This is a genomic window from Microvirga sp. P4_A5, assembly GCF_056402495.1.
Window position 1 is genome coordinate 1 of sequence record NZ_JBFUHH010000074.1, and the last position, 22,455, is coordinate 22,455.

The following is a 22,455-nucleotide window of genomic DNA, read 5'->3' on the forward strand; positions in this document are numbered from 1 at the left end:
CTTCCCGGGGAGCGGGACCTCGCCAAGCAACTCGGCGTGTCGCGCGTCACCGTTCGAAAGGCCATCAACGGCCTCGTCAAGAAGGGTGTGTTGGTCCAACGCTGGGGCTCGGGCACATTCGTTGCGCCCCAGACACGCATCGAACAGCCGCTGTCCCGCCTTTCGAGCTTTACCGACGATATGTCGGCGCGCGGTCTGCCCTCCTCGGCGGTCCTTTTGAGCCGCTCGATCGGCCAGGCCTCACCCAACGAATTGATGGCACTCGGCCTGTCGCCCGGCGATCTGGTGAGCCGCGTGAACCGACTGCGCCTCGCCGACGGAGTGCCGATGGCGATCGAACACGCGGTCGTTCCCAGCCGTTTCCTGCCCGATCCGTCGCTGGTCAAACAATCGCTGTATTCGGTGCTTCAGGATCAGGGCGTGCTGCCGAGCCGGGCGTTGCAGCGGCTTCACGCGGTGCTGCTGACAGAGGAGCAGGCGGCGCTCTTGAAAGTGCCGGCGAACAGCCCCGCCTTGTACATCGAGCGCCGCTCCTTCACGGCCACGGGCGAAGCCGTGGAGTTCACCTCGTCCTATTATCGGGGCGATGCCTATGATTTCGTGGCCGAACTGACTATCGGCCAAAGCGACCGAACCGCGACGGATGCCACTTGAAATGACGAATTTCGACCCCGCAAACACCGCCATGCTGCGTGAGACCCGCGAGGCGCCGCAAGTGGTCGCGCGCCTCCTCGCCGCCAATGCACCGCTTTGCCGCGATCTCGGGGCGCGGTTGCGCGCAGTTCCGCCGCCTTTCGCGGTGACATGCGCGCGCGGCTCGTCGGACAATGCCGCGACATTCGTCAAATACCTCCTGGAGATCCATTCCGGTGTTGTCACCGCATCGGTCGGACCCTCCGTGACGTCGGTTTATGACGCGCGACCGCGGATGCGCGATGCGCTGTTCCTCGCCGTGTCGCAATCGGGCCGAAGCCCCGACATCCTGCACCTTGCGCAAGCAGGCCGCGACGACGGCGCGCTGACCGTGGCGTTGGTCAATGACACGACGTCCCCCCTTGCCTCCACCTGCGAGGTCGTGCTGCCGCTCCACGCCGGACCCGAGAAGAGCGTCGCCGCCACAAAGTCCTTTATCGCTGCRCTGGCCGCCGGCCTGCAACTCGTCGCCCATTGGTCGGAAGACCGCGACCTGCTGGCGGCGTTGGACCGGTTGCCCGAGGTGCTCGAGAAGGCCGCGGCGACGGATTGGTCCGCTTCATTGCCGTTGTTGGCCGGTGTCGACAACCTCTTCGTGGTCGGGCGCGGCGTCGGGTTCGCAGTGGCGCAGGAAGCGGCGCTCAAGCTGAAGGAGACCTCGGGCATCCACGCGGAGGCGATGAGTTCGGCGGAACTGATGCATGGCCCGTGGACGCTCGCGGGCGAGCGCTTTCCGATCCTCGTTCTCAGCCAGCGCGACGAGACCCTGAGCGGCGTCAACGATCTCATAACCCGGTTGAACAGCCACGACATCCCGGTGGTGGTGGCAGGCGCGGCCGAAGGCCCGGCGACCATCATGCTGGCGGCTCCCGAGGACATCCATCCGGTGCTGGCCCCGATCGCGATGATCCAGAGCTTCTATCCGCTGGTGAACGCCATCGCGCATGCGCGAGGCCGCAACCCCGACAATCCTCCGCGCCTGCTGAAAGTCACGGAGACGGTGTGATGAGCTTCGCCCTCACCGGCGCCCGTGTTTTCGACGGCACGCATATCCTCGAAGGACGCGCGGTCGTCATCGAGGGAACGCGCATCGCTGGAATTCTCTTCGAGAAGGATCTGGGCGCGGGCATGAGGCGCCACGCCGTCGAGGGGCTGCTGGCCCCGGGCTTCATCGACACGCAGGTGAATGGCGGCGGCGGGGTCATGTTCAACGACGTGAGAACGCTCGACGCAATCAGAACCATCGCGTCGGCGCATCGCGCCTATGGCACGACGGGGCTGCTGCCCACCTTCATCACCGACACGCGCGAGCACATGGCGCAGGCCATGTCGGCCATGCGGGATGCGATGGCGGCCGGGGTGCCGGGCGTTCTCGGCATCCATGTGGAAGGGCCCTTCATCAATCCCGAACGGAAGGGCGTCCACAACGCGGCCTATATCCGCCCGATCGAAGACGAGGATATCGACATCCTCACATCGCTTGAGGCCGGCCGGACCATCGTCACGCTGGCGCCCGAGATGACCGGCCCATCCGTGATCGAGCGTCTCACCGCCTCCGGCGCTCTCGTCTGCGCCGGGCATACGGCCGGGGACTACGCCACCGTCATGGAAGCGTGCGGCCGCGGATTGCGAGGCTTCACGCATCTGTTCAACGCCATGCCGCCACTGGCCGGCCGCGAGCCCTCCGTCGTCGGCGCCGCGCTCGACAGCAACGGCACCTGGTGTGGCATCATCGTCGATGGGCATCACGTCTCCGATGCAGCCTCGCGGATCGCCATCGCGGCGAAAGGCACGGAACGCATCATGCTGGTGACCGATGCGATGTCGGTGACCGGCACCGACCTGAAGGGATTCGATCTTCATGGCCGCGCGATCTTTCGCCGGGACGGGCGGCTCACCACCGCCGATGGAACGTTGGCAGGCTCCGACCTCGACATGGCAAGCGCCGTTCGCAATGCGGTAAGCCGGTTGGGCGTTTCGCTGCCGGACGCGCTGCGCATGGCCTCGCTCCATCCCGCCGCGTTCCTGAAGCTCGATCACGAACTCGGCCGCATCGCGCCCGGCTACCGCGCGGATCTCGTGCTGCTGGACGAAAAGATCGCGGTGCAACGCACCTGGATCGACGGCAGCTCCGACTAGGCTGCCCTTTCGCTTTCGCCTTTGACGTAGGACACGAAGCTCCGGCTTCGCCCCGCGAAATCCCGGTCATAGCTCTGCGCGAGTTGCCAACCGTGGCGCTCGTAGAAACGACGCGCCGCATGATTGTCGCGAAAGCATTCGAGGCTCCTCGCGCCCATACGCTCGGCATGCGCGAGAAGTAGAGCGCCGACACCTTTTCCGGCGAAGGCGGGATCGACAAAAAGCATGTCGATATGGCGCTCCGTCAGGAGCAGGAAGCCGATGGCCTTGCCACCATCCTCGGCCATGGTGAGCGATTCCACGCTTCCCGCAAAACGCTCATCGAAGAACGCCGCGTCGCGGCTCTCCAGCGTCTCATTCTCAAGGATATCGACGAAGGCCGATTGGTATGATCGCTGCGCGACAAGAGCCAGATCCGCCACATCGGCGGCACGGGCCGGCCTGAGGTTCACGATTGTCCCCGCAGGCGCGGGTCGAGCGTATCGCGCAAGGCGTCGCCCAGAAGGTTGAAGCCGAACGACAGGAAGAGGATACCGAACCCGGCGAAGATCGCGCTCCACGGTGACAGCAGGAGAAAATTTCGCCCCTCCGACAGCATCAACCCCAAGGAGGGCGTCGGCGGCTGGGTGCCGAGACCGAGGAAGGACAAGGACGCCTCGACGAGAATGGCTGCGGACAGAAGCAGGCTCGTCTGCACGAGGATCACGGAGGCGAGATTCGGCAGGATGTGCATGAAGATGATGCGGGCATCGGACGCTCCGATGGCTTTGGCGCCCGCCACATATTCGCTCTCGCACAGGACGAGCGCCGGGCCCCGCAGCAATCGCGCGAAGATGGGCGTATAGACGACGGCAATCGCCGCGGCCGCGCTGTAGGTGTGCGGCCCGAGGACGGCGATGATGCCGATCGCCAGCAGCATGACGGGAAACGCGAAGAGCACGTCCATCAACCGCATGACGATCCGGTCAAGCCAGCCGCGATAATACGCCGACACAAGACCGAGTGTGCCGCCGGCGAAGAGCGCGACGCCGACGGCGATCACGCAGGCGATGAGCGATGTGCGGTAGCCGTAGAGGATGCGCGTCAGCACATCCCGTCCCAACTGGTCGGTCCCCAGCCAGTTGAGCATTGTCGGACCCCGGAGACGGCGCGCGACGCTCTGCGCCATCGGATCGTAGGGCGCGATCCATGGTGCGCCAACCGCGAGGATCAACTGGATGGCCACGAGAACGAGCGCGAATGTCAAAAGCTTGTTTCGGCGAAGACGCGACCAGATCATCAGGCTCTCACGCGCGGATCGACCAGCATGTAGAGCATGTCGACGAGGAAATTCACCAGGACGAAGCCAGCCGTCACGACCAGGATCGTCGCCTGAATGAGCGGGTAATTCCGCTCCGCGATGGCGCCGAGGATGAGGCGGCCTAGCCCGGGGATGGCAAAGACCTGTTCGACCACGATGGCGCCGCCGAGCAGGTAGCCGGTCATGATGCCGACGCTCGTGAGAAACGGGATGAGCGCGTTGCGGAGGGCGTGCTTGTAGACAACGCGCCGCTCGCTCAGTCCCTTGGCGCGCGCGGTCCGTACATAATCCTGACCCAAGGCGTCGAGCATCGCGGATCGCACGAGGCGCGAGAGGTTCGCGAGAATGGGGAGCGCCAGCGCGATGGAAGGCAACAGCATCCGCTGGAGGTTGCCGAGGGGATCTTCGGAGAACGGCACATAGCCCAGCGACGCGAAGCCGGGTGCGATGCTGGCAAGCACGATGATCATCACGATGCCGAGCCAGAAGGATGGGATCGTGAGCCCCGCGATGGCGCCGACGCGCATCGCCACATCCGCCGCGCCACCGCGGGTCTGCGCCATGAGACAGCCGACGGGGACCGAAAGGACCGCGCCGATAAGCAATGCGAGAAACGTCAGCTCCAGGGTCGGCCAGAGGTGAGTGAGGATTTCGCCGGCGACCGGTCGGCCGGTCCACAGCGAAGTGCCGAAATCCCCGCGCAAGGCGGCGCCGGCCCACACGAGATACTGCTCGATCACAGGGCGGTCGAGACCAACGCGGCGGTTGAGCTCGGCCATGCGTTCGGGCGTGATCTCGGTGTTGGCCCCGAGCATGATCGCCACCGCGTCCCCCGGGATCAGCCGGATCATCAGAAAGACGATGACCGACACGCCGAACAGCACGACGACGAGATCGAACAGGCGTGTGAGAAGGACGCGATCCATGAAGTTTCGTTCGTTATCCAAGGAGCTTCGGCGCGCCGGTTTCGACGCGCCGAATTCTGTGCGTGATCAGTACGTGGCGTTCTTGAGGTTCACCAGGGATCGGTTGGACATGATGTCGAAGCCCTGCATCTTGTCGCGCATGGCCGAGAATAGCGTGCCGTAGGTCAGGTGAGCGACCGGACCCGAGCACGCAAGTTTCTTCTGTACCTTGTCGTAAGCGGTCTTTCGGGTCGCCTGGTCCTGCATCGTGCGGGCGCTGTCGAGCAGCCCGTCGATCTCCGCATCCGAGTATTTGAACACGTTCGTGGATCCGCCGGTGCGGAACGTCCGGAAGAAATATTCATCCGGATCGGGGCTGCCCGCATTGATCGACGCGAACAGGTCGAAATTGCTGTTGCGCCAATCCTGAATGAACTGGCCCTGCTCCTGGTTCTTCAACTCGACCTTGAACCCGGCCTTGTTGAGCTGCTCCTGCACGACCTGCGCCACGTCCTTGATGTCCTGACGCGGCAGAACGTTCATGGTGACGGCAACCGGCATCGTCACGCCCGCTTCCTTCAAGAGCGCCTGTGCCTTTGCGGGGTCGGTGGCGTAGCAGGGATATTCCTTCACGTCGAGCGCCCAGGATTTCAGCGCCGGCGACAACGGTCCGCCGGGAACGCCGGCCCCGAACAAGGCTGCGTCGACGATCTCCTTGCGGTTCAGCGCATAGTTGAGGGCCTCACGCACCTTCGGGTTGTCGAAGGGGGCCTTCGACACGTTCATGCCGACGAGCGTGTAGGCGAGTTCCAGGGTTTCGGCGAGCTTCACGCCCGGTTTGCCCTTGAGCTGCAGGGCGGTTGCCGCATCGATGTTGGGCAGCATCGCGTATTGACCGTTCACGAGGCCGACCTGGCGGGTCGCCGATTCCGGCACGATGTTGAACTTGAGCCCGGCGAGCTTCGGCAGGCCCTTCTCCCAATAGGCATCGTTGCGCGACAGCATGACGAAGCCGTTCGGCTGCCACTCGGTGAACTTGAAGGGTCCGGTGCCGATCGGCTGTTTCTGCAGTGCATCCTTGTCTGTCTCGACCGCGCTTGGCACGATCGCGATGGTGGCGATCGAGGCCAGCAGCGGCGCCGATGGCTCCTTCAAGGTCAGTTCGACGGTCTGCGGATCGACCGCCTTGGCGCTCTCGACACTCGCGAGCCGGCTCGCCAGCGGAGACGCGATCTCCTTGCTCTGCACGCGCTTGATGGACGACACCACGTCTTCGGCCTCCATCGGGGAGCCGTCGTGGAACTTCACACCCGAGCGCAGCTTGAACGTGTAGGTCTTGCCATCGGGCGATACGGTCCAGGACTCCGCGAGGCCCGGCGTCACCTTCAGGTCCTTGTCGATCGCCGTCAGGCCCTCGTAGATATTGCCGTTCACGATCATGAAGCTCGGAAAGGCCGTGATGAGATGCGGATCGAGGCCCGTCGGGCTCAGATCGGCTCCGATCTCGAGAACCTGGGCGGAGGCCGAGGCCATGGCCGTCATGAGGAAACCGGCGCCGATGGCGCAGCGAAGTGCCGACCTGTTCATTCGTTGTTCTCCCTGGAAAGTCGCGGGTCGAATTATAAGCCATCGCCGCAGACCTGTCATGGTCCAATATCATACCACTCTGGACGCATTGGTCGCTTATGGTATGGTCGCGCCGTTCCTGTGGCGTCGCACCCGACAGCAGAGATGATGCACCTCGAAAACCTGATTGAGTACGCCTTCGAACCCGCCCGCGCGGCCGTCGCGGAAGCGCGCATTCCGGGGGCGCTACTCGGACTTGTTACCGCGCAGGGGGAACGATCCTCGCGGTGCACCGGCTTCGCGCAGATCGAACCCGAAAGGGTCCCGCTCACGCCCGACACATGGTTCGATCTTGCTTCCCTCACCAAGGTGATTTTCACCACCACGAGCATTCTGCGCCACGTGGAAGCCGGCCGCATCGCCCTCGACGATCCGCTGATCAAGGTCATGCCGGACCTGCGCCAATACGACCTGAATGCCGCCGAGCGTGGCCTCACCTTCCGTCAATGCCTCGCCCACCATACGCATCTGCCGGCCGTCGAGCCTCTCTATACGTACGGTCAGGATCCGCAGACCCTGCGTGCCTTCGTGCTTCAACGCGTATGGCAACCTGGCCCACCGGTCTATTCGGACATCAACTTCATCCTCCTAGGCATCGCGTTGGAACGCCTGTCCGGGAGCGCGCTGATCGACGCGAAGCTGCCGGCCGGCCTGACATTCCGGCCCGATGCAAACCACTGCGCCGCGACCGAGCGCTGCAGCTGGCGCGGCCGCGTGATCCGCGGCGAGGTTCATGACGAGAACGCCTTCGCGCTGGGCGGCGCGTCCGGGCATGCGGGCTTGTTCGGCACCATCACGGGGGTCCTCGACTTCGCGCAAGGGCTACTCGACGGCTCGGGACTCGGGTCCGCCTCCATCGGCGCCATTCGCCATCGCGAACATACGAACCGCAGCGTGGGCTGGGAATGCCGCCATGACGGGTGGCACGGGGGCGATGCGTGTTCCGATTCCACCATCGGCCATACCGGGTTTACCGGCACAGGCCTGTGGGTGGATTTCGAGCGCGGTGTCGCGTGGTCGCTGCTCACCAACCGCGTTCATCCGACCCGCCATCGCGACACCGGGATTCTCGCACTCAGGCAAGCGACCGGCGAGCAGGTCGTCGCCGGTTTCGACCGCGTCGCCTGACACCGTAAACCGCGTTGTCCCAGACTCTGCGAGATTGCCCGAGCCTGCGACTGGACCTATATTGGTCTGCAAGGAAGATCGCCTCATGACCACCGAAAATGCCAGCCCCCGCTTCCAGGACCTCGATGCCTGGCCCAGCCTCGACATTCTGCAGGCCTTTTATGAGGGCCAACTCAGCGCCGTCGCGGCCGTCGGGCCGGCGCTTCCCGCAATCGCTGCGGCGGCTGAAGAAGCGGTGACGCGTCTCCGACGCGGCGGGCGCCTCGTCTATGTGGGGGCCGGCACGTCGGGTCGGATCGGCGTGCAGGATGGGACCGAACTGCCCCCGACCTTCAACTGGCCGGACGACAAGCTCGTCTACCTGATCGCAGGTGGCGAGGGGGCGTTGCTGAAGGCGGTCGAAAACGCCGAGGATTCCGTCGAGCAGGGGATCGCGGGCATCCGCGATTCGCAGGTTGGATCCAACGACGTGGTGATCGGGGTCGCGGCGAGCGGGCGTACGCCCTTCACTATCGCTGCTCTCGAGGAGGCGCGCGCCCGCGGGGCGCAGACCATCGGGATCTCCAACAACGCGGATGCGCCGATTCTCGCCGCGTGCTCGCACCCGATCCTCGCAGAGACAGGCGCGGAAGTCGTCGCAGGTTCGACCCGCATGAAGGCCGGCACGGCCCAGAAGGTGATCCTCAACCTGATGTCGACCCTCATCATGGTTCGGCTCGGCCGGGTCTATGGCGGGCTGATGGTGCATATGCGCGCCACCAACGCGAAGCTTCGCCGGCGCAGCGAAATTATGGTGTCGCAAATCACCGGCTGCGACGACGCCACGGCCATCGATGCGCTCCGGCAGGCGGATGGCGACATGAAGGTGGCCTCCATGATCGCACTCGGCATCAAAGCCGCCGATGCCCACGAAGCCCTGCTGCGCAGCGATGGCAATTTGCGCGAAGCCCTGTCACACTTCTCGACGAAAGCCGGGTCCCCATCATAGCGACCTGACGCCGCTGAGGGAGACATGACGCACGATGACGCTGGGACTGGGCATCGACGCGGGCGGAACGGCGACACGCTGGAGATTGGTGGAAGAAAGCGGCGAATGCGTCGCCCAAGGAAGCGTCGAGCCGCTGACCGGGCACCTGTTCTCCGTCGCGGCCGAGGATCGCGCCAGACAGATCGTCGGCGACATCGCCAAGGCCGCGCTGCCCTCGGGCCGGCCCGTCGGAATCGTGGCCGGCATCACGGGCCTCACCCGGGACACGCCGGCGGAGGCAACCATGCGCGCGCTGCTGGCCGCCGCGTTCAATCTTCCGCCCGCGAAGGTCTTCGTCGCCGAGGATATGTGGATCGCCTACCTGTCCTATTTCGCGCTCGGCGAAGGCATCCTGATCTATAGCGGCACCGGCTCCATCGGCTATTACCTGTCCGCCGAGAAGGATGTGATCCGGGTCGGCGGGCGCGGTAATCTCATCGATGATGGCGGCTCCGGTTTCTGGATTGCCCGCGAGGCGCTGAAAGTCATCCTGCGCGCCGAAGAGGAAAACCCCGGCGGGGGCTGGTCGACGATCCTCGGCACCTGCATGGCGGCCGCCGTCGGCGGCACCGACTGGAACGTGGTGCGGGCCTTCGTGTATGGCGGAGACCGCGGCAAGATCGGAGAACTCGCCCGTGCTGTGGGGGAAGCCGCCGAAAAGGGCGATGTGACCGCCAAGGGGATCCTTCGCGCCGCCGGATCGGAACTCGCGCGCCTCGCCAACGCGCTGTTCAAGCGGCTTGCACCGCGGCCGGTGGCGCTCGTCGGCGGCGCGTTTCGTATTCATCCGGCAATCGGCGAGTCATTCCGCCGGGAGCTTTTAGCGCCCGTGGAGGTCATCAATAGCGATGTGGATGCGGCCCTGACGGCCGGCCGGCTGGCATCGCGCGTGCGGTAGGTGTCGTTGGAGGAACCGGAGATGATCTTCGACCGCTGGCTCGACCTCCCCGTCTGGGGCGTTTTCGCCGCGCTGGCGCTGGCCTTCGCGCTCTCCGTCTTCTGCATCCACTGGCTCGCTTTCAGCAAGACGATGGGCCTGAGAACCGGGACGCTCAGTGGCGTCGTGCCGCCCTTCTTCGGCGCCGTCGCCCTCCTGTTCGCGCTGCTCACAGGCTTTCTCGCCAACGACGTGTGGGACCGAAATCGCCTCGCGAACCGCGCGGTTCTGGCCGAACGCGACGGCCTTCTGGCGATTCATGCAATCAGCACCGCCACCATCCTGGACATGTCCGACATCCGCTCAGCCGCCATGTCTTATGCGCGCACCCTGGTCGACGATGAATGGCCGCTCATGGAGGCCCAGGAGAGTTCATCGAAAGCCGGGCAGGAGTTGAACACGCTGTTGGCGGAAGTATCCGACCCGCGTATCGGGGTGGAGGCCGGCGCGGCGGCGCAGGGAGCGCTGCTCGACATAGTCCTAAAGCTTCGAAGTTCCCGTCATGATCGCCTTGCCACGAGCAGCGACCGGACCGACCGCACGAAATGGACCGCGGTCCTGTGCCTCGCCTTCATCACCCAGATCGCCATCGGCATCGTGCATCTCGAAAAACCGAAAGCGCAGCTCGCGGCGCTGGCGATTTTCTCCCTGGCGGTCGTCGTCACCCTGGGGCTCGTGGCCATCCGTGAGCGGCCCTTCGACGGACCGTTGCGCTATTCGGCCGAACCGATAACGGAAGCGCTTGAGATGATGGCTGCCGTGCCAAAGACGCCCTAAGGACATATGAGCCGGGCTTGCGCAGGGGGCCGTTCTTGCTCCACACTTCGCCTGCTCCCTCGCTCCATTAGATCGAATATCAGTGATGCAAGCTCTCTTTGTCGGCCAAACCTATATCGACGTGACATTCCTGGCGGATGAGATCCCCACGGGCGACGACAAGACCGTCGCGCGCGATTACGCCATTTCGTTTGGCGGAAATGCCGTAACGGCGGCATTTGCCTGCGCCAAGCTGGGCATCCCGCCGGATCTCCTCACCTCGATCGCTGACGATTGGCTCGGACGGATGTTCATCGACATGGCGGCGAAATACGGCATCTCGGTCCATCATCGCAAAGTGAAGGAATCCTCCCTTTCGTTCATCATGCCGCATGGGGGAAAGCGTGCGATCGTGCGCTGCCGCGACGATCATTACCTCCATCCCGTGCCGCCGCTGAATATCGCCGGATGCCGCGCCCTGCACCTCGACGGGCACCAGGCCGATGCCGCGATGCATTATGCGCGGATATGCCGGGAGGCCGGCATCCTGACGTCTCTCGATGGCGGTGGGTTGCGCTCCAACACCCACGAACTGCTGGAATTCATCGATGTGGCCATCGTGGCCGAACGGCTGTGCGAGCAGATGAGCCTCAGCCCGACCGAGATGCTCGCCTATCTCAAGGGCCGCGGCTGCAAGATCGGCGGCGTCACATTGGGCGAGCGCGGGTTGATCTGGTACGACGAGGCCGGGACCGAAAGTGTCATGCCGGCACTCGCTGTGCCGTCCGCCGCGGTGATCGATACCAATGGCGCCGGCGATATTTTCCACGGCGCCTATGTGTATTCGGCAATGGCGAACCCGGATCTTCCGTGGCGCCAGCACTTCCTGTTCGCGCGCGCAGCCTCCGCGCATGCGATTCAACATCTCGGCAACGAAGCGAGCCTTCCGACGATTCACGACATCAGTGAGGCGCAGCAACGTTTCGGCGAGCGCAAGCTGGCGGCCTGATTAACGAAAAGCAGAGAAACACCATGCGCGACACGCTTTTTCTCCTGACCCCAGGCTTCACCGATTCGGCGTTTCCCGACCAGCTTTTCTATTGTGCGCATTGCGCGCTGATCGAAGGCGTTCTCGCGTCGTTTCCGGATCTGGGCAGCACGATCGAAATCAGGCGCGTGGCGTTTCCGCGACCGCGCAAGGAGGTCGTCGCGATGGTGGGCGAAGAGCACCAATCCCTGCCGCTGCTCGTTCTCTCCGACGATGCTGCCGACGGTCTCGCCACACGCGTTCACGGCGAGCGCCGATTCATCTCGGACAAGCATGAGATCCTGCGGGCGTTGAGCCTGCGTCACGGTTTCCCGGAGCCCCATCCCTAGGACGCGCGATCACGCAGCCTTCTTCTGGTAGTCCTTGACGTCCGAGAAGGTGATGCCCTTTGCGCGATCCATCTCGTATTGAAGATTGAAATTGTTGGCGGCCATGAAGACCGGGGCTCCATCGAGATCCCGCGCCATGGACGACAGGTGGGAATCGATGAATTTGTCGAGTTCCACGCGGTTGTCCGATTCGATCCAGCGACAGATGGTGAAGCGCGTGGGCTCGTAATCGATGGGCAGACTGTATTCGCCCATCAATCGCTCCTTCAGCACATCGAGCTGGAGCGCTCCGACGACGCCGACGATGGCGCCGGAGCCGTCCTGCGGCACGAAGAGCTGCACCACGCCTTCCTCGGCCATTTGCTGCAGGGCCTCGCGAAGCTTCTTGGCTTTCATGGCATCCTGCAGCTTGATGCGGCGCATGATTTCGGGTGCGAAGCTCGGCACCCCACGGAAGACGAGTTCCTCGCCCTCCGTCAGCGTGTCGCCGATGCGCAACGTGCCGTGGTTCGGCAGGCCCACCACATCCCCGGCCCACGCCTCGTCGGCGATCGCGCGATCCTGCGCGAAGAAGAATTGCGGCGCGTTGAGGCTCATGGGCTTGCCGGTTCGCACCAGCTTCGCCTTCATGCCGCGCGACAGTTTACCCGAGCAGATGCGCATGAAGGCGATGCGGTCGCGGTGGTTTGGATCCATGTTGGCCTGGATCTTGAACACGAAGCCGGTCATTTTTGACTCGCCCGCCTCGACCAGCCGCTTGTCCGATTCCTGGCCTCGCGGCGGCGGCGCGTAGGCCGCCATGGCGTCGATGAGATCGCGCACGCCGAAATTGCGCAGCGCGCTGCCGAAGAAGACGGGCGTCAGATGGCCTTCGCGGAACGCTTCGAGATCGAAGGGCTTGCAGGCTTCCTGCGCCAGCGAGATCTCGTCCTGCCAGGCGTCACGCTCCTCGGGCGGCAGCAAAGCCGCAACGGCCGGATCGAGCGGACCTGACACCTTCATCGGCTCCTCGTCGGTGTCGATCCGTCGCACGAGGTCGCGGCGCAGGTCGTAGGTACCGGCGAATGAGCGGCCCTGGCTGATCGGCCATGTGACGGGCGCCGTGTCGAGCGCGAGGGTCTTCTCGATCTCGTCGAGAAGGTCGAAGGGGCTGCGTGCCTCGCGATCCATCTTGTTGATGAAGGTGACGATCGGGATGTCGCGCATGCGGCAAACTTCGAAGAGCTTGCGCGTGCGCGCCTCGATGCCCTTCGCGGCGTCGATCACCATGATGGCGGAATCCACCGCCGTGAGCGTGCGGTAGGTATCTTCCGAGAAGTCTTCGTGGCCCGGCGTGTCGAGAAGATTGAAGACGCAATCGCCGTATTCGAACGTCATCACCGAGGTGACGACGGAAATCCCGCGGTCGCGTTCGATTCCCATCCAGTCCGAGCGGGTCGAGACACGGTTCTTCTTGGCCTTCACCTCGCCGGCGAGCTGGATCGCTCCGCCGAAGAGCAGCAGCTTTTCGGTCAGCGTGGTCTTGCCCGCGTCGGGGTGCGAGATGATCGCAAAGGTGCGGCGGCGGCCCACGGGGGCCGGAAGATCGGTCATGTGCGGTCTGTTCTCCGGGCTATGCTGAGCCCGACTCTGGGTCAGGGCAACACGTCGCAGCGGCGGCCCTTTACGTTATATGGGGTTTCAACCCATATTGGACTTCCCCGTCAACAACGAAAAGGAGGTGATCAAGTGTCTCATTGTCTTACCCTGCGGTCCCCGGTTTCCGCGACCTTGATCCTGGCCTCTGCCGAGATCGGTGCGTAACGCACGAAAAGGGGCGGTCCACCGGACCGCGGACCCGACAATGGAAAGGCCGCCCGCTCGAGGCGGCCTTTCTTTTTGGGCCTCAGGCGCCCAGAAGATTGCCCGTGCGGGTGCTCGTCCTGCCCGCCACCTTGGCGATGCGCTGGCCGGTGCTGGCAAAGCGGAGAAGGATCCGCGCGAACATGATCCCGTCGGTCGCGGAAACAGCCGGGTGCGCGTCGCCCGTCAGCGGATCGACAATATCGGCCACCACTTCGCCGGCCCGGATGTCGTCGCCCACGGCCTTGCGGAAGATCACCATGCCGGAAGCAGGCGCGATCACCGGCTCGGAGCCCGCCAGGGGGGTCGCCTCGCACCGCGCATCGGGAATGTGGGGCGCCGGTCCGCCAATCACCTCGCGCAGGGTCAGGAAGGCAATCAAGGCTGCGGCGTCCGAAGCGGCGAGCTCGTCCGTCACATCCATCTCGCCCCGAAATTCCAGGGTGGTGGCGTGGCACGCCATGGGGATCGGATAATCCGGGAATCGCCCGGCGAGTTCCGCCCAGGGACGGCTGCAGGCCTCGTCGAACGGGTCATCTCCCGAGATCTCCGCCACGAGCACGGCCCGGGAGCCCAGCAGGGCTGCGAGCGGCGCGAGTTCGTCCGACGAGAGCGTATGCGTGTAGAGATGCACGACGGCCTCGGAATCGCAGTGCATGTCGAGCACGTAATCGGCGTCGATCGCCAGTTCGAGGAGCGTTTTCTTGAGCACCTCGGCGGCATTGCGGGTTTTCCAGGCTGAAAGCTCGGTCAGGAGCGCGTCGCGGATCAACCGCACATTGCTGTCCGCCTCGCCGGTCAGCGAACCCTCGACGCGGTTTCCCACGTCGCCAATGACGTTGGGGTATCCGCGGTTGAAATTCATGCCGTTCGACAGATCGAACCTGCCGACGGGCTCTCCCAGGACCTTCTGCGCAAGGCCGATGGGATTGGCGGAGGGCACGAGCACGATCTCGCCCTCGATCCGCCCTTCGGCCTCCAGCGCCTTCAGCTGCTCGCGCAAATGATGCGCCACGATCATTCCGGGGATCTCATCGGCATGGAGCGCGGCCTGCACGTAGGCGCGGGGACGCGCGCCTTCCTTGCCGAAGCGATGAACCGTCAATGACAGGTTGGCGCCGGGCGCCAACGGCGACAGGGTGATCTGTTCTGTTCTCATGCGCCGGCAATACGATGTCGCGATGTGCGACTCAAGCCCGCCGCCGGGGCTTAAGGCCGCGTCCATCCGTGCGAGCCGAACACGAATCGGTCCGGATGCGTCACCAGCGCAGCCAGCCCGTGCAAGGCGGGCTCGGGATTGACGATCACGAAGGCCGGGACGGTCCGCGCCCAAGCATCATGGGGCGCCTTGCGGTCGAAGGCCTCCCGGAAGCCTCCCTTGTCGAGGATATCCACCATCCGGGGCGCGATCCCCCCGGCGATGAAGACGCCGCCCGATGCCTCGAAGGTCAGCGCGAGATCGCCGGCGAACCGCCCGAGCCACGAGGCGAAGACGTCGAGCGTTTCGCAGGCCAGCGCATCTCCGTCCCGCGCCGCGGTGAGAATGTCGTTGGGAACCGAAAACGGACAGGCGATGGCCTGACAGGCACAAAGCGCGCGGGCCAGCCGGAAAAGGCCGGGACCGGAGAGGACGACTTCCGCCGTCACCCGTCCGCCGACCCGTTCCAGGTGGGGCCACAGCTCCATCTCCCGCTCGGTCACCGGCCCGAATTCCACGTGACCGGCTTCGGTTGCCAGAATGGCAAGCTGTTCGCCGACCGGCACCAAGGCGGCGGCGCCAAAGCCCGTTCCGGGACCCAGCACGACCCGCGTGCCGGCCCTCGCCAGACGCGCCTCGCCGAGCGGCGCGAGATCGCCGCTCGCCGCATCGAGAACCGTCACGGAGGCGGCGACCGGCGTGTAATCGTTGACGAGCGTCACGCGCTCAAGGCCGAGCCCTCGGCCGATCGCCTCCGCGTCGATGGTCCAATGGGCGTTGGTCAGGCGGATGACCGGCCCGTCGACTCGTGTCGCCACCGCAATCATGGCTGAACGGGGCGCGGCCCCGTCATAGCCTTCGAGGGCGCGGCCGATGGCAGCGAGCGGGTCGGGGGTTCGTGCCGTCAAGGTTCGCGGCAGAAAGCGGATCGGCTCGCCGGGGCCGGGCAGCACGGCGAAGCGGGCGTTGGTGCCGCCGATATCCCCGAGCAAAACAGGAAACGCGTACATCAGCCTTCTTCGACCTTCCTGCCTTTGGCCGTCCGGGAGATCAGAACGCGTCCTCCCAGCTTCGGCTCAGGCGCACCGCGGAATTGATGAGCCCGACCATCGAGTATGTCTGCGGGAAATTGCCCCATAACTCGCCGGTCGTGAAGTCCGCGTCCTCGGAAAACAACCCGAACGAATTGCGCAACTTCAGGATCCGCTCGAACAATTCCCGTGCCTCCTCCTTGCGTCCGATGGCGTTGAGGGCGTCCACGTACCAGAAGCCGCAGATCATGAAGGCCGTGTGCATCAAGCCGAAATCGTCCTCCACGTCGTAGCGCAGCAGGAGATCGCCCCGCCGGAGCTTCAGTCCGACCGCGTCCACCGTTGCGACGAAGCGTGGGTCGTCGGGGGACACGAAATCGATTTCGGCCAGCAGGAGAAGCGTGGCGTCGAGATCCTCGCCGCCGAACGACGACACGAACGTGCCCGTCTTCGCGTTGTAGGCCCGCTCATCGATCACCGCATGCATCATGTCGGCTTGAGAACGCCAGAACTCGGCCCGGTCGGGCCGGTTCATGGCGCGGGCGATCTTGTCGAGACGGTCGCAGGCCGCCCAGCACATGACGCTCGGAAAAGTGTGCACCGCCGCCTTGGTGCGCAATTCCCACGGGCCCGCATCCGGCTGGTCGAACACCTCGATGGCGCGCCGACCGAGGGTCTCGAGATGCTCGAACAGTTGTTCATTTCCCGGACGGATCATCCGCCGGTCGAGGAATGCGTGGGTTGAGGCGAGCACGATGCTGCCATAGGCGTCGTTCTGGATCTGGGTATAGGCCGCGTTGCCGACGCGCACGGGTCCCATGCCCCGATACCCGGCAAGTGCCTCAGCCTGCCGCTCTTCCAGATCCGGCGAGCGGGTAATGCTGAAGAGCGGCGGCATGTCCTTCTGGTCGGGATCCGCATCGGCCTCGTCGACGATGTTGGTGATGTAGGTGAGGTATTCCTCCATCGTACGCGTCGTGCCGAGCCGGTTCAGCGCCTGAATGACGAAATAGGCATCGCGCAGCCAGCAGAACCGGTAATCCCAATTGCGCTGCGTGTGAGGCGCTTCCGGCACCGAGGTGGTGAGCGCCGCGACGATCGCGCCAGTCTCCTCAAAGTTGCACAGTTTCAACGTGATGGCGGCTCGGATCACCGCCTCCTGCCACTCGAAGGGAATGGACAGCGAGCGCACCCAGTCGCGCCAGAAATCGACCGTCTGGTCGAGGAATTCGCGCGCGGTCGAATCCGCATCGGAGCGAAGCGGCTCGTCTTCGCCGAAGAAGAACGACAGGGGCCGATCGACCACGAAGGGGCGTTCCTGCGCCACATAGGTGATGGGCGCGTCGGTCGTCAGTCGCAGGGAATGATGCGGTCCGACATAGCGCATATGGCTGCTGCCGCGGGTGATCGAAGGCTGTTGCTCGCCCCAGGAGAAGTGCGGCCGAACCCGCACGCGAATGCGCGGTCGCCCCTTGACGGCGCGGACGCGCCGGATGAGCTGCGGCGGTCTGAAGGTCCGGTCGAAATGTTTGAAGCGTGGTGCGAAATCGGCGATCTCGAGAATGTTGCCGAACGAGTCGGTCATGGTCGAAATCAGCACCGCGGTGTTTTCGAGATAGGCCTGTTCGCAGGTCTGCATCCCGATCATGTCGATGGCGAAAACGCCGCGCTGCTGTTCATCGGATCGGCCCTCGGGACTGTCGAGAAGCGCGGAGAAGACCGGATCGCCGTCGAACCGCGGAAAGCAACTCCATACGATCTGGGCCCGGCGGTCCACCAGGGCGGAAATCATGCAATTGCCGATGACGGCAAGGTCGAGGGAGCTCATGAGGTCAGATATTCCGTTCGAAAGGAAGGGGGCCGCCATTGGCCCATGCGAGGAGTGAATGCCGCAATTCGGCCGGCGTTCCGACCCGCTGCTGGGCGATGGTGTCCCCCGCGCCGATGCGGACCGAGATTCCCCCCTGGGCATTGACCGCCTTGAAGCCATTCTCGTCCGTCAGATCGTCGCCGATAAAGACCGGGCGGCGGCCGAGATACGGCGGCTCGTGCAGGAACGACTCGATGATTTTCCCCTTGCCCGCCGCGGAGGGCAGAATTTCGGCCACCGCCTTGCCGAACTGGACGCGATACTCCGACCCCAGGCTTTCAAGCGCCGCATGYGCCGTCGCGATGCAAAATTCCTTCTCGTGCGCGGCCTGTCTCCAGTGCAGCGCCACCGAACAGCCTTTGTCCTCGATGAGAAGACCCGGCTTGTCCCGAATGATTTCATGCAATCGTTCAACGACCGGGCGCAACGCCGGATGGTCCTCGGCCTGGCAAAGATAGAGATCGCTGCCGATCCGGTGTTCGAGCCCGTGCAGTCCCGCGCTGTCGAAGCGCGCTGATCCGAGCTGCTCGTCCAGGAAGGCGATGGGCCGGCCGCTGATGATCGCGAGAGCGCCGCCAAGCTTTTGCTGCAGGCGAGTCAGGGCGTCCGGCAGGTCTGGCGCAACCCGCACGTCACTCGGCCGTTCGACGATGTCCACCAGCGTTCCGTCGAAATCCAGGAAAAGGGCCCATTGGTCGTCGGCGTCGTAGGGCAATCCTGTCTCCAAACCTTCGGTCTACGTCGCAGCATCGTTCTGCTTTGCCACGTATCTATGGCGCGAAGCCACGGTTGCAACGGCGAAACGCCGACTTCGTCTCGGTTTCGGGGGATTTGAAGTTCGCGCCGTCCGGGCCTGTCGCCCGAGCGGGCGTGGCAGCGCTCAATGGCAGCCACACGCGGAAAGCCTGCCTTGAACGGAGYGGATCGGCTAGATTTTCTTCGCGAATCGATAGGCCTGCACCGACGAAGACCGGTAAGACCCGGCTTCGAACCGGCCATAAAAAAATCCGCAGCGCGCTTGCTGGCGCGCTGCGGATTCGGATTCAAACCAGGCTCAGTGCTCGCGGAATGCGCGGGCGACCTGCTCCATCAGCGGCTTGCTGAAATACTCGAACGGCGTGCGTTCATTCACCTGAACGAACACTTCCGCCTGCATGCCGGCAATCAGCTTCAGGTGGCCGAGGCGCTTGATCTCATCGGCCGGCAACGCGACGCGGATCGTGTAATAGGACGCGCCGGTGCGCTGGTCGTTGGTGACGTCCGCCGAAATGCGCGACACGGCGCCGTGCAACTCGGGGATCGAGCGGGCATGCGATGCATGGACCCGCACCGTCGCCTTCTGCCCGACGGCGACCTGATCGATGTCGGAGGGCTGGACACGGGCTTCGAGATCGAGTTCGTCATTCGACGGCACAATGAACATCACCGGCTCGGCCGGCGAGATGACACCGCCGACGGTGTGCACATTGAGCTGATGCACGAAGCCGGTGCTGGGCGAGCGGATGTCCGTGCGCTTCAGCTGGTCTTCGGCGGCGATCTTGCGCTCCGTATATTCGGCTATCTTGCCCTGCATCTCGCGAAGCTCCTGAAGGGCTTCGGCGCGCATCTGCTCGTCCACCTGGATCATCTGGAACGACGTTTCGGCGATGCGGCCCTCGGCTTGCGCGACAGCTGCGATAAGCTGCCCGCGCTGGCCTTCGATGCTGGCGCCGTCGCGTTCGAGCGCATTGAGTCGCGGAAGCTGCACGAGGTTCTTCTCATACAATTCACGAACGCCCTTGAGCTCCTCGGCGATGAACGTCGCTTCACGGGCTTTCGACGCCTGCTGGGCGCGCAGCCCTGAAATTTCGTCCTGAGACTGCGAAATCCGCTTCCGCAGCTGATCCTTCTGAGCGTCGCGCGCGCCACGCCGCGCCTCGAACAGGATACGCTCCGAGCTCATCATCTTGGCGATGGCCGGCTCGTTCATGCGGTTGGCGAATTCCGGTGGCGTGGGAACTTCCTTGGCGCCGTCGCGCTCCGCCTCGAGGCGGGCCTGACGGGAAATGAACTCGTCGAGCTGCTTCGACACAACCTGGAGGTTGGCCCGTGTCACGGTCTCATCGAGACGCACGAGAAGCTCGCCCTCGGCGACCCGCTGGCCTTCGCGAACGTTCAGCTCGCCGACGATCCCGCCGGTTCCGTGCTGGACCTTCTTGATGCTGCTATCGACCACGAACTGGCCGCCCGCCATGACGGCGCCGGACAGGGTCGCGGTGCCGGCCCAGAGGCCGATGGTGCCGCCGAACAGCGCGATCATGGAGATGCCCGCGATGGTCGCCCGGCGAATGGCCGCCTGATGCTTGGACTTCTTAGGCGCTTGCTGGATCAACATTATCCGACCTCCCGCAGGGACGAGCCCGGCGCTGCCCGCGGCGCAGCGGGTGCTGCGGCCGGCGTGGTGTTGCGTTTCATGACCGACTGGAGAACTTCGTCGCGGGGGCCGAGAGCCTTGATGCGGCCCTCTTCCATGATGCCGACGAGATCCACGTTGCCGAGGGCGGCGGGACGATGCGTGATGACGATCACGATGCCGCCGCGCTGCCGGACCGCCAGAATGGCGCCGTTGAGGGCCTCGTCGCCCGCGCCGTCGAGGCTGGCATTCGGTTCGTCGAGAACGACCAGGAAGGGGTCGCCGTAGAGAGCCCGAGCGAGGGCCACGCGCTGGCGCTGACCGCCCGACAGCGAAGCACCGCCCTCGCCGATATGGGTGTCATAACCGTCGGCAAGCGACAGGATGAGCTCATGGGCGCCGGCTGTCTGCGCGGCCTTCAGGATCGATTCCGGCGAAGGCTCGTGCTGGAAGCGCGAGATGTTCTCCGCCACCGTGCCGTCGAACAATTCCACGTCCTGCGGCAGGTAGCCGATATGGCGTCCGAGATCGTCGGATTCCCATTGCTCGATGGCGGCGCCGTCGAGGCGGATCTCGCCACGCAGCGTCGGCCAGACGCCCACGATCGCACGGGCGAGCGTCGACTTGCCTGAGGCGCTGGGGCCGATGAGGCCGAGGCCCTGGCCGGCCCGAAGCTCGAGGCCCGCCGCCTGGACGATGGCCTGCTGGCCGCCGGGAGCGCCCACATAGATGTCTTCGAGAACGATGCGCTGCTTGGGAGCCGGCAGCGGCATGCGCTGCTCCTGGGCGGGAACCACCGACAGGATGTGCTCGAGGCGATGGTAGCCCTGACGCGCGGCCGTGAAGCCCTTCCAGTTCGCCACCGCGATTTCGATGGGCGCCAGAGCGCGCGACATCATGATGGAGGCGGCGATCATCGAGCCGCCCGAAACCTCGCCCTGGATCACCAGATAGGCCGCAAGCCCGAGGATGCCCGATTGCAGCACCATTCGGAACACCTTGGCGAAGGCGCTGATGCCCGAGGTAGATTCGCTCGACGCCAGCGCGGCGTCCACGTGCTTGGTGTGGACCTTGGCGTAGCGGATGCCGAGGAAGTTCGTCATGCCCAGCGCCCGGATGACTTCCGCGTTGCGGCGGCTGCTCTCGGCCATCATCTGGCGTTCGGCGCCGCTCTTGGCGAGCTCGTAGGCAGGCTTCTTGCTCTTGGCGTCCGTGTAGAGCGTCAGCAGGATGATGACGATGCCGCCGATGACCGACATCCAGCCGAGCCACGGGTGGATGATGAAACAGCCAATGAAGAAGATCGGCATGAAGGGCATGTCGAACATGGCTGTCGGGCCGAGGCTCGACAGGAACCCGCGGACCTGGTCGAGATCGCGGATCGGCTGCAGGCTTTCGGACGATTTGGCGCCCTTGAGGGGCATCGCGGCGACGAGATCGAACACGCGGCGGGACAGGATCTCGTCGAAGCGGGCGCCGATGCGGGCCAGCATCTTGCCGCGCAGTGCGTCAAGCCCGCCCTGGAGCAGGTAGGCCGCCAGCACGATCAACGACAGGCCGATCAGCGTCGAGATGCTGCGGCTCGACAACACGCGGTCGTAAAGCTGGAGCATGTAGATCGACCCGGTCAGGGCCAGGATATTCACGACCGCCGAAAAAATCGCCACGCCGCCGAATGACGGAAGGCACACCTTCAAGGCGTCGAAAACTTCGGAACTCTCTTGCCTGCGGCTTCTCGCTGCCTGCTTCATCTTTTCTATCCCATGGCGGGCCGTCAGCCGACGCCGCGCGGTCTCAGTTGCGGTAAATCAGGCAGGATGCGGACATCATACCTGAAGTGAGCCGCCTTGTGACGGCCTCAAAGTGATTAGGCTTAGGGCGAGGATATCGTTTCGTTGAGCGTTTCGCTCGCCCGCCAGGGCTGGAAGGCCCCTGAGGTTTACGTTACGCCATGTCTTTTGTAACCGTATTCTATGTAACTCTGTCAACGAAAAGAATCCGCGACCATATGTTCCAGCCCGTTCGGAGGGGGAAATTATAGCGCAAATCGTACCAGTATAACAATGCAATACAATCGATATGGTTCATGGAAATTCGGGCGCGGGGAGCGCCAACCATTTCCGGAAAACCTCGGGAAGTGATCGAGCCGAAATGCTGCTCGTTCGCGGCGGAACCTCGTGGTCATTCGTGGCAATCTTGAGGCTTTGAAAAAATACCGCCCGTTCCACAGGCAC

At 64.4% G+C, this 22,455-nt stretch carries 20 protein-coding genes; 9 read left to right on the top strand and 11 right to left on the bottom strand.

What is annotated here, in order from left to right; genetic code table 11:
* The 3 genes from AC1DVM_RS16815 to nagA all read left to right on the top strand — a co-directional run.
* Positions 1-654, top strand: a 654-nt coding sequence (locus AC1DVM_RS16815; protein ID WP_477256159.1) for a GntR family transcriptional regulator, incomplete at its 5' end; no start/stop codon positions are given.
* Position 655: 1 nt separating this feature from the next.
* Positions 656-1,699, top strand: coding sequence for an SIS domain-containing protein (locus tag AC1DVM_RS16820; protein ID WP_477256160.1), 1,044 nt, complete (start codon positions 656-658; stop codon positions 1,697-1,699).
* Positions 1,699-2,832, top strand: coding sequence for an N-acetylglucosamine-6-phosphate deacetylase (gene nagA, locus AC1DVM_RS16825; RefSeq protein WP_477256162.1), 1,134 nt, complete (start codon positions 1,699-1,701; stop codon positions 2,830-2,832). Before AC1DVM_RS16820 ends, nagA begins: the two co-directional genes overlap by 1 nt.
* Here the strand turns inward: nagA and AC1DVM_RS16830 are convergent.
* The 4 genes from AC1DVM_RS16830 to AC1DVM_RS16845 form a co-directional block, all read right to left on the bottom strand.
* Complete coding sequence (locus tag AC1DVM_RS16830) at positions 2,829-3,284, bottom strand: N-acetyltransferase family protein (protein ID WP_477256164.1); 456 nt, start codon at positions 3,282-3,284, stop codon at positions 2,829-2,831. The genes nagA and AC1DVM_RS16830 overlap by 4 nt on opposite strands.
* Positions 3,281-4,111, bottom strand: coding sequence for an ABC transporter permease (locus AC1DVM_RS16835; RefSeq protein ID WP_477256166.1), 831 nt, complete (start codon positions 4,109-4,111; stop codon positions 3,281-3,283). The genes AC1DVM_RS16830 and AC1DVM_RS16835 overlap by 4 nt, the downstream gene beginning before the upstream one ends.
* On the bottom strand, positions 4,111-5,058 hold the full coding sequence (locus tag AC1DVM_RS16840; RefSeq protein WP_477256168.1) for an ABC transporter permease: 948 nt from the start codon (positions 5,056-5,058) through the stop codon (positions 4,111-4,113). The genes AC1DVM_RS16835 and AC1DVM_RS16840 overlap by 1 nt, the downstream gene beginning before the upstream one ends.
* A gap of 66 nt (positions 5,059-5,124) precedes the next feature.
* Positions 5,125-6,624 (bottom strand): ABC transporter substrate-binding protein, encoded by a 1,500-nt coding sequence (locus tag AC1DVM_RS16845; RefSeq protein ID WP_477256169.1) that lies wholly within the window; start codon positions 6,622-6,624, stop codon positions 5,125-5,127.
* A 147-nt stretch (positions 6,625-6,771) separates the two neighbouring features.
* On the opposite strand from AC1DVM_RS16845, the gene AC1DVM_RS16850 reads away from it, so the two are divergent.
* The 6 genes from AC1DVM_RS16850 to AC1DVM_RS16875 all read left to right on the top strand — a co-directional run bounded on the left by AC1DVM_RS16850 (position 6,772) and on the right by AC1DVM_RS16875 (position 11,888).
* Positions 6,772-7,791: a serine hydrolase domain-containing protein gene (locus AC1DVM_RS16850; RefSeq protein ID WP_477256193.1), complete on the top strand. Its 1,020-nt coding sequence runs from the start codon at positions 6,772-6,774 to the stop codon at positions 7,789-7,791.
* Between the two features lie 85 nt (positions 7,792-7,876).
* Positions 7,877-8,779 (top strand): N-acetylmuramic acid 6-phosphate etherase, encoded by a 903-nt coding sequence (locus tag AC1DVM_RS16855; protein WP_477256171.1) that lies wholly within the window; start codon positions 7,877-7,879, stop codon positions 8,777-8,779.
* A 34-nt stretch (positions 8,780-8,813) separates the two neighbouring features.
* Complete coding sequence (locus AC1DVM_RS16860; RefSeq protein WP_477256173.1) at positions 8,814-9,716, top strand: N-acetylglucosamine kinase; 903 nt, start codon at positions 8,814-8,816, stop codon at positions 9,714-9,716.
* Between the two features lie 21 nt (positions 9,717-9,737).
* Entirely contained in the window at positions 9,738-10,532 is a 795-nt protein-coding gene (locus tag AC1DVM_RS16865; RefSeq protein WP_477256174.1) for a bestrophin-like domain, read from the top strand.
* 85 nt (positions 10,533-10,617) lie between these two features.
* The gene (locus tag AC1DVM_RS16870) at positions 10,618-11,520 is read left to right on the top strand and encodes a sugar kinase (protein ID WP_477256176.1); all 903 of its coding nucleotides are present in this window, start codon (positions 10,618-10,620) and stop codon (positions 11,518-11,520) included.
* Between the two features lie 23 nt (positions 11,521-11,543).
* Positions 11,544-11,888, top strand: coding sequence for a DUF3088 domain-containing protein (locus AC1DVM_RS16875; protein WP_477256178.1), 345 nt, complete (start codon positions 11,544-11,546; stop codon positions 11,886-11,888).
* A gap of 9 nt (positions 11,889-11,897) precedes the next feature.
* Here AC1DVM_RS16875 and AC1DVM_RS16880 read toward each other — a convergent pair whose 3' ends face one another.
* The 7 genes from AC1DVM_RS16880 to AC1DVM_RS16910 all read right to left on the bottom strand — a co-directional run bounded on the left by AC1DVM_RS16880 (position 11,898) and on the right by AC1DVM_RS16910 (position 21,972).
* The gene (locus AC1DVM_RS16880; RefSeq protein ID WP_477256180.1) at positions 11,898-13,481 is read right to left on the bottom strand and encodes a peptide chain release factor 3; all 1,584 of its coding nucleotides are present in this window, start codon (positions 13,479-13,481) and stop codon (positions 11,898-11,900) included.
* Positions 13,482-13,773: 292 nt separating this feature from the next.
* Positions 13,774-14,889, bottom strand: a complete 1,116-nt coding sequence (locus tag AC1DVM_RS16885) for a succinylglutamate desuccinylase/aspartoacylase family protein (protein ID WP_477256182.1) — start codon at positions 14,887-14,889, stop codon at positions 13,774-13,776.
* A gap of 50 nt (positions 14,890-14,939) precedes the next feature.
* On the bottom strand, positions 14,940-15,938 hold the full coding sequence (locus AC1DVM_RS16890; protein WP_477256183.1) for a glucokinase: 999 nt from the start codon (positions 15,936-15,938) through the stop codon (positions 14,940-14,942).
* Between the two features lie 40 nt (positions 15,939-15,978).
* Positions 15,979-17,787 (bottom strand): glycoside hydrolase family 15 protein, encoded by a 1,809-nt coding sequence (locus AC1DVM_RS16895; protein WP_477256185.1) that lies wholly within the window; start codon positions 17,785-17,787, stop codon positions 15,979-15,981.
* A 4-nt stretch (positions 17,788-17,791) separates the two neighbouring features.
* Positions 17,792-18,544, bottom strand: coding sequence for a trehalose-phosphatase (gene otsB / locus AC1DVM_RS16900; RefSeq protein ID WP_477256187.1), 753 nt, complete (start codon positions 18,542-18,544; stop codon positions 17,792-17,794).
* Between the two features lie 339 nt (positions 18,545-18,883).
* Positions 18,884-20,203, bottom strand: a complete 1,320-nt coding sequence (locus AC1DVM_RS16905; RefSeq protein WP_477256189.1) for an HlyD family type I secretion periplasmic adaptor subunit — start codon at positions 20,201-20,203, stop codon at positions 18,884-18,886.
* Positions 20,203-21,972 (bottom strand): type I secretion system permease/ATPase, encoded by a 1,770-nt coding sequence (locus AC1DVM_RS16910; protein ID WP_477256191.1) that lies wholly within the window; start codon positions 21,970-21,972, stop codon positions 20,203-20,205. The genes AC1DVM_RS16905 and AC1DVM_RS16910 overlap by 1 nt, the downstream gene beginning before the upstream one ends.
* Between the last annotated feature and the right edge of the window lie 483 nt (positions 21,973-22,455).